Here is a 14,368-nt window from a genome sequence, read left to right as displayed (position 1 = left end):
AGTCCCTGGCCATACCGCGTTCGCCGCCTTTCACTATAGTTCAGCGTCGTACAGACAAAACCGGCGGCGAAAAAGATTAAACCTTTGCCTCACCCTCACCCTCAACTGTACGCGACACTGAGGTCGCGCCACGGTTTAAGGAGTGAAGCATGAGCAATCTCTTCATCAAGCGCGTTGGTTTCTCCATGGTGTTGGGCCTGGCATCGGTGCACGCACTGGCGGCGAGCTCCGACGACTTCGTCGATGCGGCCACCGAGGCCGGCATTGCTGAAGTGGTCACCGGCAACCTGGCCAAGGAAAAAAGCCAGAATGCCGAGATCAAGACCTTCGCCCAGCAAATGGTCACTGACCACACCCAGGCCAACCAGAAACTCGGCGACATTGCCCGCAAGCTGGACATATCCGTTCCGGACGAGGCAGCCATGACCGACAAGGTCAAGAAGATGATCCTGGAATGGCGTGATGAGTCGTTCGACAAGTCGTACCTCAACAATCAGGTTGACGCTCACGAAAAAGCGGTGGAACTGTTCAAGAAAGAGGCTGCATCCTCCGACAAGGCCGAGCTGAAGGCCTTTGCCAGCGAAACCCTGCCCAAACTCGAACAGCACCTGGAGCATGCCAAGGCGCTTCAGGCCAAGCACGCCAAGTGAGGTCCGCCATGAGTAACGATGCATTGAAAACCGAAGTGCTTACCCGCCTGCTGCATGCGCACCCTGAAGGGCTGGGCAAGGAAGTGCTGGACAACTACCGCGGTGAGAAAGCTGTGGCGGGCATGCTGAAGACATTGCAGGAAGCAGGCCTGATCCACGACGGCAGCGTGGTAGTGGGTAGTGACCACCAGATCAGCGTGCACTACCCGATCAAGCTGTCGGCGTCGGGGGTCGAAGCGGCGCGAAAAGCCGAAGCCTGAATACTCGCCCGTCGGGCCATAAGGCTGCTCTTACGGCAAACCTGCTAGCTCACTGAGCTAGCAGGGCGCTGCTGGAGCGCTGGGCATAGCCGCACTCACTTGTCCTTTTCAATGTCTCTGGGCGCCTTGGCCGGCCCTTGCGGGTCCACCTGTGGGTCGTCAACATCCGGGGAATCAGGGTCGAAACCAAGGTCGTCCGGTTTATCCGACTGCTCCGTCGAGTGAGGCCCCTCTTTGCGTACTGGTTCAGAATCATGCATGGTGTTTTCTCCCGTGAGTGTCAAAGGAAGAACACGCCAGCCACGGAAAGTTTGATTAATCTCCAGCGGGTGCCAGCTGTGCGCGACATTGCGCCAGCGCCTCGTCCCGGTCCTTCAACTGTTCCTCAAAGCGCTGCAATTGCCGCGCTTGTTCGGCGCACAGGTCTCGTCTGGCCTCCAGGCTTTGCGCCTGCACATCCAGCTGCCGGCGCATTTCTTCGCTGGCGCCCTGAGCCTGGGCCAGGATCGTGCGCAAGCCCTGGATCTGCGCATCGCGTTGCTCCAACAACTCGTCCTGCGCCCGGCACTCGCTGGCCGCCTGGCGGTGTTCGCCCAGCAAGCGCTCGTTGTCGCGGTGCAGGCGGGTCAGTTCATCCTGCTTGACGATCATGCCCTGCTGCAACTGGCGCACTTCCACCTGCATCTGCTGCAACTGCGCTTCGTGGCGGCGCTGCTCCTGCTCGCGCTGCTCACGGCTGGCATTGCGGTAGTGCTCCAGAGCATCGCGGGCATGGCGATGCTTGTCTTCCAGCGATTTGACCTGTTCGTCCTTGTCGGCCAGACGCACCTGCATCTCGCCCAGTGACTGGTTGAGGCTGGCACTGCGCAGCTGTTCGGCCTGCAGGGTGCTTTGTGTGGACAGCAGCTTTTCCGTCTCGGCGGCCAATGCCGCTGCATCGATCTTGTGTTGCTGATGCGCTGCCGCCAGCGCCTGCTGGGCAATCTCCAGCTGCGCTTCAAGCGTTTCCCGCTGTTGAGTGAAGGTGCTTTCGGCCTGCTCGATCCTCAGGTCGGCCTCATCCTGCAACTGGGTTGCCAGTTGCCCGACCAGGCGGCTCAGCACATCGCTCAGCGCGGCGCCGCCTTCGGAAGCCACCGGCTGCTGGCCGTTCAACTCCTTCAGGTAACGGTGAATGGTGGTCTTGGAGCCGGTATTACCCAGCTCGATACGTATGGCATCGATGCTGGGGTTCTCGCCCCGTGCAATCAGCGCCTGACGCGCCTGCTGCACTACCACCTTGTTGATACCGCCCCGGGCCATGCTTGCTCCTACGATTTTGTACTGTGTTATGTACCATGTAATTACGTACCAATTATGGCGATATCCAAACGCTCCTGCAAACAGTTCCTGACATGGAATAATCACGGCTTATCGCATGTGATAAGTAAAATGCTGTTGTTTTCGACGTTGGCAGCCGTACAGAACCCGCAGGCGCACGACCTTGTGCCGGTTACGCTTTGCCGCCACCATGGTCGTCCAGCACTGATCACCGATAGAAAATGAACCTGGAAAACTACAAGGCAATCGCCGACAGCATCGCCCTGCTGCTGTACCCGCACGCTGAAATCATCGTCCATGACCTGCGCAGCCAGACGGTGGTGCACATCGCCAACAACTTCTCCCAACGCAAGCTGGGCGATGATTCGGCGATCGATCACGAATTGGGCGATGTGCTTGACGGCGCCAACCTGGGCCCGTACGAGAAGCTCAACTGGAACGGCCAGAAGGTCCGGTCTATCAGTACCGTCCTGCGCAACGCAGAGGGCGAAGCCGAGCACTTGATGTGCATCAATCTGAACGTGTCGGTACTGGAGCAAGCCCGTGTGGCGCTCGATGCGTTCTTCCAGATGGGCCGGCTGGTACCGCAACCTGACTCGTTGTTCCGCAACGATTGGCAGGAACGTATCAACACCTTCCTGCACGCGTGGCTGCAAGCACGCAACCTGTCGCTGCAGACACTGCAGATGAAGGACAAGCGCAGCCTCGTGCAGGCACTGCACGCCGAAGGCGCGTTCGAAGGGCGAAGTGGTGCTGACTATGTCGCCAATGTGCTGAGCATGGGCCGGGCCACCGTGTACAAGTACCTGAAAGAGCTGAAGCCCTAGCAGCGCGACGTTGACCTACAGGGGGTCGCCAAGCGGGCCTGCCCGTGCACTTGTCTGTAATGGATAATTATTCTACTGTGGACAAATATTCCATAAGGAGCACAGCATGCCAGCCATTACAGCTTCACCGACCTTTGCCGACAGCCTTTACCTCGATGCACTCTACGAATCCATCAAGGAAGCACACAGCGCACTGCGCCCAGCCGTCTGCATTACACCACTCACCTACAGCGCTCGGTTGTCGGCATTGAGCGGCTGCGAAGTCTTGCTGAAATGCGAACATCTGCAGCACACGGGGTCGTTCAAGTTCCGTGGCGCCAGCAACAAGATCCGCCTCCTGCCGACCGAAGCACGCAAGCGCGGGGTAATCGCTGCCTCTTCCGGCAACCACGGGCAGGCACTTGCACTGGCCGGCAAAACGGCTGGCGTGCCAGTGACTGTCTACACCGCCACTTCCGCCTCGCCATACAAACTGGAGGCGATGCGGGCGCTGGGCGCCGAAGTGCTTTGCCTGCCCACGGACCCGCTAAGTGCAGAGCTGGAGGCAGCCAGGCAGGCCAAGGCTCATGGTGTACCGTTCGTGTCCCCCTACAACGACCTGCAAGTCATTGCCGGCCAGGGCACCATCGGCATGGAGTTGTTCGAGCAGGCACCCGACCTGGACGCGGTGTTTGTCGCCGTCGGCGGTGGCGGGATGATTGCCGGCATCGGTGCCGCCCTGCGCGTACTCAAGCCGGGTACCGAGATAATCGGCTGCTGGCCGGCGAATGACCCTGCACTGGAGCAATCTCTCAAGGCCGGAGCGATTGTCGAGGTGGACGCCCGCGAAACGCTGTCGGACGGCACAGCTGGCGGCGTCGAGCCCGGCGCTGTCACCTTGCCGCTGTGCCAGGCGTTGCTCACCGATACCGTACTGGTCAGCGAAGACGAGATTCGCGCCGCCATGCGCGTTATCGCCAGCACTGAACGCTGGATCATCGAAGGCGCTGCAGCGGTTGCGGTCGCCGGCATGCAAAAGCTCGCCGAGCGCTATCAGGGCAAGCGTGTCGTAGTGATCCTGTGCGGCCGTAACATCGTGCTGGAAAAATTCCTCGAGGCCGTTCAATGAAAGTCTTCAGCAAGGCGCAGATCACCGCCAGCTTCAACCCGGAGCTGGCGGTTAGCCTGCTGGAAGAAGGCTTCATCGCCTACTCCAGCGGCAAGGTCCAGGTACCGCCCGTGCAGGCCTTCGCATTTCAAGCGGCGAACGGTGACTGCTGCGTGAAATCGGCCTACATCGAAGGCAGCCCTACCTTCACCGTCAAGCTTTCAACCGGTTTTTATGACAACCCTTCCAAGGGCCTGCCGAGCAACGATGGCCTGATGCTGGTCCTCTCGGCGCTCACCGGGCAGCCGCTGGCACTGCTGCAGGACCAGGGCTGGCTGACCGCCATGCGCACCGCGCTGGCCGGGCGTATCGCTGCACGGCTGCTGGCACCGGCCGCGGTCAAGGCCATTGGCATCCTCGGCACCGGCATGCAGGCGCAGATGCAGCTTGAACAGCTGCGCGCCGTTACCCATTGCCGCCAGGTCATTGTCTGGGGCCGGCATGAAAACGGGCTTGCGGCCTATGCAGCATTTGCCCGTGAACTGGGCTTTGAGGTTCGCACCACACGGGATGCGGCAGAGGTCGCAGGCGCGGCAAACCTGATTGTCTGCACCACCCCTTCCCGCCAGGCGCTGCTGCACAGCGAGTGGGTCCGACCGGGTACGCATATCACTGCCGTCGGCGCCGATGCACCCGGCAAGCAGGAGCTGGACCCGGCACTGGTGGCCAGGGCAGACCGCATCATCGTCGACTCGGTCGCCCAGTGCAGCCAGTACGGCGAAGTGGCTCACGCGCTCGAGAGCGGTCAGCTACACGCCAACCAGCTGATCGAGTTGGGTGCGCTGCTGGCCGGGCGCGCCAAAGGGCGCGAGCACGACGGCCAGATCACCCTGGCAGACCTGACCGGCGTGGCTGTGCAGGATGCTCAAGTTGCGAGCTGCGCCCTGGCTGCACTGAGCACCTGAACCCACAGCGAAGTCAGAACAGACGCTGCACCTGCGCCGGCGTACGCTGCATCAGCACCTTGCCATTGCGTACCGACACCAGTGCATGCCCCTGGGTGCGCACCATTTCGTAATCGTCAGGCGCCGACAACAGCAACAGGTTTGCCGGCCGCCCCACCTCGATGCCGTAGCGCTCGCCCAGGTTCAAGGTGCGGGCGCTGTTATCGGTGATCAGGTCAAGGCAACGCTGCAGGTCTTCGTAGCCGAGCATGTGGCAGATGTGCAGGCCGGCCTCAAGAATGCGCAGGATGTTGCCGTTGCCCAGCGGGTACCACGGGTCGACGATGGAGTCCTGGCCAAAGCACACGTTCATCCCGGCACGGTCGATCTCGGCAACACGGGTGACGCCACGGCGTTTGGGGTAGTTGTCAAAGCGCCCCTGTAGGTGAATGCTCTCGGTCGGGCACGACACGAAGTTGATGCCCGACAGCTTGAGCAGGCGGAACAGCTTGTAGCAGTACGCATTGTCATACGAGCCCATGGCCACGGTATGGCTGGCCGTCACCCGGGCACCCATGCCGCGCACCCGGGCCTCTTCGGCCAACACTTCAAGAAAACGTGATTGCGGGTCATCGGTCTCGTCGCAGTGCACGTCCACCAGACAACCGGTACGCTCGGCCAGGTCCATCAGGAACTTCACCGACGACACGCCCTGGTCGCGGGTGTTCTCGAAATGCGGAATGCCGCCGACCACATCGGCGCCGATGGCCACCGCTTCGGTCATCAGCGCCCGGCCGTTGGCGTACGACTCGATCCCCTCCTGCGGGAAGGCGACAATCTGCAGGTCGACCAGCTCGCGTACTTCGTCACGCACCTCGACCATGGCCTTGAGCGCGGTGAGTTTCGGGTCGGTCACATCGACGTGGGTGCGCACATACTGGATTCCGTGGTCCACCAGCATGCCGATGGTCCTTTTCGCCCGTATCTTGATGTCTTCATGGGTGGTGATTTCCTTGCGCTCAGCCCAGCATTCGATGCCTTCGAACAGGGTACCGCTCATGTTCCACCGGGGTTCGCCGGCAGTCAGTGTGGCGTCGAGGTGGATATGCGGCTCGACAAAGGGCGCCACCACCAGGTTTTGCCCTGCGTCCAAGTCATGGGCAGCAACGGGCGCCACCACCTCGGTCTGCGGCACGATGGCGGCAATGCACTCGCCGTTCAGTTCGATGCGGAACAGACCAGGCTTGCCGCGCAGCCGTGCGTTGATGATGTTCATGCTGTTACTCCTTGTCGTGGGCTTCACTCATGCGCCATACCAGCATGGCGACCGAAGCATTCATGCGAAAAAGCGGGTCATCAATGGACTGCCCGCTTAGTTGTTCGATGCGCTGGATGCGCTGATTGATGGTATTGCGGTGCAGCCCCAGGCGCTGTGCGGCCTTTTGCCCGTTGCCGTTTTCCATAATCAAGGCGTCGAGGGTGTGCACCAAGGCATTGGCCTGCTTGCGCCCAGGGGCGATCAACGGGCCGAGCGTACGGCTGACGAAATCGTCGACCAGCGAGCGGTCGATGATGCCTTGCAGCAGGCGCAGCACGCCAAGTTCACTGAAGTTGCAATAGCCGTTGGCTGGGCGCAGGTGCTGCGCGACGTCCAGGGCCTGACGAGCCTCGTTGAGGGCCTGGCGATAGTGCGCGCAATCGTCGGCGACGCTCGACAAACCCATGTGCAAACTCAGTTCAGACGTCGTGGCCTGCAACTGCCGGTAAAGCACAGCCAACGTCCCAGGCAAGTCGTGCGTATCTGCCAGCAGTACCACGAACAGATCACCTGGCAGCTGCGCCATCACGCTGCCTGCCCGTTGGCGGCACCAGGCTTCAAGCTGGTCTTCCAGGGCCTGACAGGTAGCTTGCCAGGTACGCTCGCCGTGGGTCAGCCCATGGCGCTCGAACAAGCCATCCACGCCCGCTAGGCGCAAAGCCAGCAAGCGCCGCGGTTCGTCCAGTGCCAGATGCAGGTGCGCTGCCCGCTGCCGGGCAATGGCCAGGCTCGGGTAGTCACCCGTGAGCAGCTGGCCAAGGATATCGTGACGCGAGCGGCGTACCTGGCTCATCTGCACCAGCGCCGTGCCGATCAGGTGGGTCACCACCACCATCTTCAGCGCATAGGGCTGCTCGATCAGCGGCAGGCCAAGTTGCTCGGCTCGCGCAATGACAGACGCAGGCACGCTCTGGATAAAGCTGCCGCCAGTGAGAATCACCATGCCGGCGATGCCCACTGCGTCGCCATCTTCCACCAGGCTCAGCAGGTTGGCCTCACCGCGCGGGTGGTTGATGCCAGTGACGAACACCAGTTCACCGCCCATTACCCATTCGGCAATGCCTTCGTTTTCCGCCACATACGGCCAGCGCACCCGCCGCTGAAGGTTACGTGCCCCGGCCAGCACACGCATCTCGTGCAGGCCAGGCAAATGCAGGATCTCGTCCAGCGCCAGGCTCACGGCTCCACGCCCGCCTGGCCTGGTGCCCTGTGGCGTGCGCCCAGTTCGAGCAGGGCGATGTAGCACAGGGCCGAGGCGCCGATACCCACCAGCGGCGCGACCCACGGCGAGGCATAGGCCAGCACCGCGCCCACGGCATAGGCAAACAGCCCGATAAGGTTGTAGCGTGGCAGGCGTACCGTGGCCAGTGGCGGGTACTTGCCGCGGTGGCGATACCAGAAGTCAGCCATGATCACCCCGCCCACCGGGGGAATGATCGACCCCAGCAGCACCAGAAACGGGATCAGCATTTCGTACATGCCACCAATCGCCAGCACAATGCCAACCCCGGCCGCCAGCAGGGTTGCCGTGCGCCTGCGCTCGCTGCGCAGCAAATGGCAGGCGGCGGCCGACACGTTGTAGATGGTCGGCCCCTGAATGGTCCACAGGTTCAGGCACAGCATCACCACCGCCGCGAACGACAAGCCCTGCAACATCATCACTTCGACGATGTCGGCCTGCTGGTAAACCATCGCGCACCAGGCACCGGCCACCACCATCAGGCCGTTGCCAAGCAAGAATGCCACCACGCTGGCGATCACCGCCACCCGGCCGCTACGCGACAGCCGTGTCCAGTTGGTGGCTTGGGTGGCTCCACTGGCGAAGGTGCCGAACACCATGGTCACTGCGGCCGAAAAGGTCATGGTTTCGTGCGGTACTACTGCGGCCAGGCCGGCAAAGCCACCGACATCGCGGGTGGCAATGTACATCGAGACCAACAGCAGCACGAACATCAACGGCACCGAGACTCGCGACAGCACGTCCAGGCCCTTGAAGCCGATGATGGCAGTAATGCTGAAGCCCAGGCCAAACAACACCATCAACGGTACGCTGAAACCTTCTGCCAGCCCCAGCAGCTTGACCAGCACGATGGCCACGGTGGCTGTGCCCCAGGCGTACCAGCCCAGTTCAGCAAAACCCAGCAGAAAGTCCGAGAGCCGGCTACCTGCCTCACCGAAACAGAAACGCCCCATCAGTACGGTATTCAGCCCGCTGCGCGAAGCGATGAATGCCAACGCTGCGGCATACATCGCCAGCAAGCTGTTGCCGACGGTGGCCACCCACAACATGTCGACAAAATTGAAAGCCATGCCCAGCTTGCCACCGGCGAACATCGTGCCGGTGAAAAAGGTAAAGCTGAACAAGACCATGGCAATCGGCAGCAGGCCCTTGCGGGCGGATTGCGGGGCTTCGCTGAGGGGGAATTCGCTGGGTGAGCTCATTGCACGGGGCTCCGGGTGGTAGTTGGGAGCTGGAAGAGCAATATGCGGGCCGCTTTTTCGAGGGCCGAAACCCGGAATCAAATCGGGCAGGCAGCCCAGGAGGTGATGTGCACTGTGAACATTAAAGTCGCATTTCGGCGTTATGAAGGTGTGCTGAACGACTTATTTTGAGGCATTCATGCACCAAAGCGGGCTTGGGCTAGGTAGGATTCACCCAGTCGACCAAGCACTTTGGGCCTGCTGCGCAGCCCATCGCCGGCAAGCCGAGCTCCCACAGGTACGGTGCAACCCTTCAATCATTACGCGGTCCCTGTGGGAGCCCGGCTTGCCGGCGATGGGGCGCAAAGCGGCCCCGGGTGGCTACGCCACCCCGTCCAGGCCCATCTGCCAGAAGTCCGCCTCCAGGCTGGACGCCTGGCCAAAAATCCCCACCAACTCGGCAAACCGCTGCTCGGTCATGCTCCGCGCCGCCAGCTCATCCAGGTGCTTGCGCGCAGCTGCCGCCACACCCTGATAGCCTTCCCCGGCATATTCGCCAATCCACTCGCGGTACGGGTGGTTGCTCAAATCGCCAACCCGGTCGGCCAGGGTCCGGCCGATCTCGGCATAGCCGATCACGCAGGGTGCCAGTGCCACGTGCAGCTCCAGCAGGTCGCCGGCAGCGCCGCAGTCCAGCACGTAGCGGGTGTATGCCACCGTGGCCTGATGCTCTGGCGCGGCCTCGATATCGCCCTGGGTCAGCCCCCAGCGGGCGCACAGGCGCAAGTGCAGTTCGGTTTCATCCAGAATCGCCGCCAGCCCGGCCTGTGCCGCGCGGATGTCGGCCGGGCGACGGCTCTTGTAGGCCGCCAGTGCCCAGGCACGGGCGAACTGGATGAGGAACAGGTAATCCTGTACCAGGTAAGTGCGGAACGCTGCCTCACTCAGCGTGCCCTCACCCATCTGCCGCACGAAGTCATGGTCTACGTAGCTGTGCCACTGTGGCGTGGCTGCAGACTTGAGGCGATCGAAGATATCCATGCTCATTTGCCCTCCGGGTAAACGGCATCGAAGAAGGCCAGCTCCAGCGCAACAGTGCGCTGGTAGAAGTCACTGGCCAGTGCGGCGTGCTGCGGGCCGACACGGTCCAGCTCTGCCTGCAGGAATGCAACGAAGCTCTGGAATGCGGGGTTGTCGTGCAGGGTGATCCACTCGGCATGGACAAAGTTGTCCGGCATCGGTTTTGGCGCCTTCAGCGCCCAGTCCAGGTACAGGCCTTCGGCAACGTTGAGTACCGCCAAGGCCGCGGCGTATGAGCGGGTGGCTGCCGCTTCGCGCATGATCGCCTTGAAACCTGCGGTTGGCGCGGTATCAGCCGGCTCAATGCGTTGCGCCGGGCTTACATCCAGGGCTTCGAAAGCGCGCAGGAAGTAGGTGTTCTCATCGCTTGAAATCATCCCGGCAAAGCGGCCAAAGCGCAGGCGCGCCTCGAACGTATCGGCGGTGGCGATGGCCGCGCCGAGCAGGGTCAGGAAGCTGTCGAGAAAGCGATGGTCCTGCACCAGATAGTCGACCATGATCGGGTCCGGTAGGCTGCCGTCGCACAATTGGGTCACGAAACGGTGGCCAACGGCCGCCGACCAGGTCGGCTCGCTTTGGCGGCGCTGGGACTGGCTGAAACGTTCGGTCATGTTGCTGTCCTTGATGAAGGTGACAGCGAGACCTTGGCAGTTGACATGGACGGGCCTCGCAGTGAGGCCGGCAAAAAGGCAGGTAACAAGCCCCATCCCTTCGCCGGCATGATCCGGATCAGGTTCGAAGGGTCACCGCGCTGCAGCCTTCAGCGGTTTCTCAGCCCTCTGCTGGGCTCCCCTTGGTGGCCAACAGATATACCCCAGCGCGCCAGGGGTGTCACGCCCCAATCCCCCCAACCAATGGGCATTGGGTACCCGCTAGTGGGGACTTATACCCATTTTTGACGCCCCGTCATTTCGCGGGCATCAGGCGCCACAAGGATTTGTTTAACAAAGCATTACCGAAATAACTGTTGGCACAGCCGTTGCTCAGGGCCTTTTAACGGGCAAAACGCCATTGATGGCTTGGAGCCATAGAGCCGCGAGCGAGGCACAAGGCAATGAAAAAACCTGCCGTGATCCACCCTACAGGGCACGCATGGATGCTGTCTTCCGTCACTGCGCTAATGGTCAGCCTCGGACTGATCACGGCCATGGCCTCACCCATGGACGACAACAGTCAACCGTCGCCGACCGACCCATCGGCCTACACCGATCAGCCTGCCGACCCGACCCCGGCCTTGCTCAACCTCAACACCTTGCCAGAAGCCAACCAGGGCTCGCTTGAACTGATCAATGGCGCATACGGCGACCGCAATACGGTGCGCATCGACAACGTGCTGCCGCCCGCCCTGCAAACCTCGGACAGGTACCCCACCAACGGCAAGCCCAGCCCGTTGTTCGGTGCGCAGCCCTTCACCCAGCAATTGCTGCTGTTCGAAGAATTCGGGCCAGAGAAGCTGGACCCGACCACGCCGGCGCCCGAGCTGACCTTCCCTGTACCCACCCTCGGCGCGGCCCCCGCCCAAGACCCCAACGTAGTCGCGCGCAGCGGGCCAAGTGGCACGGCACTTGAGGCGTTTCTCAAGCAACCCGGCCTTTACCCGTTCCCGGCCCAGTACGCCAATGTGCTGGACCGCAACCCCTGGAAGGCGCAGATCGAGATGTTCCTCAACCGCCAGCCGGTCGGCTCGCCTGCCGAAGGCCGGCCGCCAGGAAAAGCCTGGTCGCACCAGCGCTGGAACGAGTTCTACCCACAGGCGGCGTTCAAGACCGCCCAAGCCGGTGCGCGCATCAACCTCGGTCTGCGTGACCGTAAACAGCTGCACAATTATGCGGTTGGCGAGTTCGCGCCTGGCGGCCTGTATTACCAGACCTCCGACATCCCGACCACCCTGGGCACCACCAAGGGCATCGACACGCGGTTTCACCCGAACATGCCCTTGCAGAACCATAAATCACTGTGGACATTCGACGGCACCTTCCCGGCCAAGCTGCTGATGGTGCGCTATGGTCAGCCGATCCTGATGCGCCATTACAACGCCTTGCCTATCGACCCCTCTGCCAACGGCGGCTTTGGCCTGCACACCATCTCGACCCACGAGCATAATGGCCACTCCCCGGCTGAGAGCGATGGTTTTGCCAACGCTTACTTCTTCCCCGGCCAGTACTACGACTACCGTTGGCCGGTGCAACTGGCCGGCTACGACACCATCAACACCCGTGCCCAGGATCCGCGTGCGGCCTTCCCCTGCTCGCCGGGTGAAACCTTGTTCGTCAACGACGCCACGCCGGGCCTCAAAACCTGCCAGAACGGCAGTATCAAGATCCGCGGTGACTGGCGTGAAACCATGAGCACGCACTGGTTCCACGACCACATGATGGATTTCACGGCGCAGAACGTCTACAAGGGCAACGCCGTGATGATGAACTACTACAGTGCGCTGGACCGCGGTAACGAGGCCCTGCAGGATGGCGTAAACCTGCGTTTCCCCAGCGGCTCGGGCATGCCGTGGGGCAACCGTGACTATGACGTCAACCTGATGATTGCCGACAAGGCCTGGGATGCCAACGGCCAGCTGTGGTTCAACCCGTTCAACACCGATGGCTTCCTCGGCGACCAGATTCTGGTCAACTGGCAGTATCAGCCCAAGCTAAAGGTACGTGCGCGCAGCTACCGCTTCCGTATCCTCAACGGCTCGGTATCGCGCTACTTCAAGTTTGCCGTGGTGCGGGAAATTGCCGGGACCAGCGGTGAGTTCAAAGGCCCCTCCGGTTCCAACCTTTCATATGCGCGGGTGCCGTTCCACATGATCGCCAACGACGGCAACATCATGGAACACGCCGTGCCATTCGACGGCACCCTGGACCTCAACGGCGACGGCAACCTGCAAGACAACAATGGCATCCTGCCGCTGCAAGCCATCGCCGAGCGCTACGACATCATCATCAACTTTGCCAAGAACGGCATCAAGGCCGGCGACAAGTTGTACTTCGTCAACCTCCAGGAGCACCGCACCGGCAAGGGCCCGGAAGCTGCCATTTCACTGGCCGATGTGCTGTCGGGCAAATACAAGGCGGTGATCAAGCAGACCAGCAAAGGCCCGCAGTGGGACAACGGCGACCCCGCAGTCGGCAAGTTCCTGCAATTGCTGGTGCAGCCTTACACCGGCCAGGACCTGAGCATGGACCCGGTGGCCTACGAGCCAGCCAAGCCAGGCAAGGCCGCAGGCCTGAAAATGCTGCCGCTGCCCATTGACCGCAACTCTGCCGCCGACCTGGCCAAGCTCAAGGATGCCCGCCACCGCGAATTCATCTTTGGCCGCTCCGACGGTACCGACACCAAGCCGTGGACCATCAAGACCGATGGTGGCTTCGGTTACAGCATGGACCCACGACGCATCACTGCTGCACCGCAATTGGCCAATCAGTCTACTGACGGTGGTTTCAGCGGGGACGGCACCCTGGAAGTGTGGAAAATCGTCAACGGTGGCGATGGCTGGAGCCACCCAGTACACGTGCACTTCGAGGAAGGCGTGATTCTCAGCCGCGACGGCAAGGCACCACCTGAATGGGAAAAATGGGCGCGCAAGGACGTGTACCGCATCGGGCCGGAGACTGATTCGTCGGAAGAAGTGGAAATGGCCATTCGCTTCCGCGAGTTCGCGGGTACCTACATGGAGCACTGCCACAACACCCAGCATGAGGACTCGTCGATGCTGCTGCGCTGGGACATTGAGCACCCGGGGCAGTTCCAGGTAATGCCGACCCCGCTGCCAGGGTGGGATGGCGTGCAATACATGGCTTCGGTGGGCCTGCCAACCTTCCGTACCAAAGGCCATGACGACAACGACGACCCGGCCAACAAGCCCCCCGTCGCGGCCAATGACAGTGCAGCAACGACTGCTGGCAAGGCAATTACGCTGAACGTGCTCGCCAACGACACCGACCCGGACGGCAACGTACCGCTAACCGTGACCGGCCTCAGCCAGCCGGACTCCGGCCTGGGCAGCGTCAGCACGGACGGCACCACGGTGACTTACACCCCACCTGCCACGGTCGCCACGCCGTTCACTGCCAGCTTCAACTACACGGCGCGTGATGCCAAGGGGGCCGAGTCGGTGACCCCGGCAACGGTCAGCATCGCTGTGAGCGCGGCGGCGGCGGTCGACCAGATCCAGGTCACCAGTGCCACGGTGCAGGTGCGCAGCGGCAACCGCTTCACCTGGGATGTGCAGGGGACGACCACGGTGGCCACCGGCAACAGCATCAGTGTGACTGCGGCAACCACCGGGGGCCCGGTAAGCCTGGGGAACGCCACGCTGACTGCCGCTACCACAGGTGCCCGCTGGCGGGTCTCGGTGACCACCACCGGCTTCGGCCCGGCCACGCCAGCCACGGTCACGGTGAAATCGACGCTGGGGCAGACGGTGACAGCGCCAGTCAGATATCAGTGAGTGCACCGCTC

13 protein-coding genes and 1 riboswitch are annotated in these 14,368 nt (G+C 62.0%); of the genes, 6 read left to right on the top strand and 7 right to left on the bottom strand.

The annotated features are described in order from the left end of the window. The first annotated feature begins 149 nt into the window (after window positions 1-149). Together ACN6NG_RS13645 and ACN6NG_RS13640 are read left to right on the top strand one after the other, a co-directional pair. Window positions 150-650, top strand: coding sequence for a DUF4142 domain-containing protein (locus ACN6NG_RS13645; protein ID WP_028614005.1), 501 nt, complete (start codon window positions 150-152; stop codon window positions 648-650). 8 nt (window positions 651-658) lie between these two features. Next, complete coding sequence (locus ACN6NG_RS13640; RefSeq protein ID WP_063424211.1) at window positions 659-910, top strand: hypothetical protein; 252 nt, start codon at window positions 659-661, stop codon at window positions 908-910. A 95-nt stretch (window positions 911-1,005) separates the two neighbouring features. On the opposite strand, the gene ACN6NG_RS13635 is transcribed toward ACN6NG_RS13640, so the two are convergent. Then, the gene (locus ACN6NG_RS13635) at window positions 1,006-1,170 is read right to left on the bottom strand and encodes a DUF6021 family protein (protein ID WP_172439592.1); all 165 of its coding nucleotides are present in this window, start codon (window positions 1,168-1,170) and stop codon (window positions 1,006-1,008) included. A gap of 55 nt (window positions 1,171-1,225) precedes the next feature. Next, entirely contained in the window at window positions 1,226-2,212 is a 987-nt protein-coding gene (locus ACN6NG_RS13630; RefSeq protein WP_474314453.1) for a DNA-binding protein, read from the bottom strand. A 239-nt stretch (window positions 2,213-2,451) separates the two neighbouring features. On the opposite strand from ACN6NG_RS13630, the gene ACN6NG_RS13625 reads away from it, so the two are divergent. The 3 genes from ACN6NG_RS13625 (at window position 2,452) to ACN6NG_RS13615 (ending at window position 5,109) form a co-directional block, all read left to right on the top strand. Then, on the top strand, window positions 2,452-3,057 hold the full coding sequence (locus tag ACN6NG_RS13625) for a helix-turn-helix transcriptional regulator (RefSeq protein WP_063424209.1): 606 nt from the start codon (window positions 2,452-2,454) through the stop codon (window positions 3,055-3,057). A gap of 106 nt (window positions 3,058-3,163) precedes the next feature. Next, window positions 3,164-4,165 carry a threonine/serine dehydratase gene (locus tag ACN6NG_RS13620; RefSeq protein WP_474314450.1) on the top strand — a complete coding sequence of 334 codons (1,002 nt, stop codon included), beginning with the start codon at window positions 3,164-3,166 and terminating at the stop codon, window positions 4,163-4,165. Beyond that, window positions 4,162-5,109: an ornithine cyclodeaminase family protein gene (locus ACN6NG_RS13615; RefSeq protein WP_474314448.1), complete on the top strand. Its 948-nt coding sequence runs from the start codon at window positions 4,162-4,164 to the stop codon at window positions 5,107-5,109. The genes ACN6NG_RS13620 and ACN6NG_RS13615 overlap by 4 nt, the downstream gene beginning before the upstream one ends. A 13-nt stretch (window positions 5,110-5,122) precedes the next feature. Here ACN6NG_RS13615 and codA read toward each other — a convergent pair whose 3' ends face one another. The 5 genes from codA to ACN6NG_RS13590 form a co-directional block, all read right to left on the bottom strand. Continuing rightward, window positions 5,123-6,364 (bottom strand): cytosine deaminase, encoded by a 1,242-nt coding sequence (codA, locus tag ACN6NG_RS13610; protein WP_474314446.1) that lies wholly within the window; start codon window positions 6,362-6,364, stop codon window positions 5,123-5,125. A 4-nt stretch (window positions 6,365-6,368) separates the two neighbouring features. Further along, window positions 6,369-7,586, bottom strand: a complete 1,218-nt coding sequence (locus ACN6NG_RS13605; protein WP_474314443.1) for a PucR family transcriptional regulator — start codon at window positions 7,584-7,586, stop codon at window positions 6,369-6,371. Then, entirely contained in the window at window positions 7,583-8,848 is a 1,266-nt protein-coding gene (gene codB, locus ACN6NG_RS13600) for a cytosine permease (RefSeq protein WP_474314441.1), read from the bottom strand. Before codB ends, ACN6NG_RS13605 begins: the two co-directional genes overlap by 4 nt. A 360-nt stretch (window positions 8,849-9,208) precedes the next feature. Further along, window positions 9,209-9,874, bottom strand: a complete 666-nt coding sequence (tenA, locus tag ACN6NG_RS13595; RefSeq protein ID WP_368974563.1) for a thiaminase II — start codon at window positions 9,872-9,874, stop codon at window positions 9,209-9,211. Beyond that, a complete protein-coding gene (locus ACN6NG_RS13590; protein WP_474314439.1) occupies window positions 9,871-10,518 on the bottom strand; it encodes a TenA family protein in 648 nt (215 codons plus the stop codon). The genes tenA and ACN6NG_RS13590 overlap by 4 nt, the downstream gene beginning before the upstream one ends. 78 nt (window positions 10,519-10,596) lie before the next feature. After that, a riboswitch (TPP riboswitch) is annotated at window positions 10,597-10,711 on the bottom strand. Window positions 10,712-10,961: 250 nt separating this feature from the next. On the opposite strand from ACN6NG_RS13590, the gene ACN6NG_RS13585 reads away from it, so the two are divergent. Further along, on the top strand, window positions 10,962-14,357 hold the full coding sequence (locus ACN6NG_RS13585) for an Ig-like domain-containing protein (protein WP_474314438.1): 3,396 nt from the start codon (window positions 10,962-10,964) through the stop codon (window positions 14,355-14,357). Window positions 14,358-14,368: the final 11 nt, after the last annotated feature.

Source organism: Pseudomonas sp. TSO6 (genome assembly GCF_056098905.1).
Note: the sequence above shows the minus strand (reverse complement) of the source record. Positions and strands in the feature narration are given on the sequence as shown.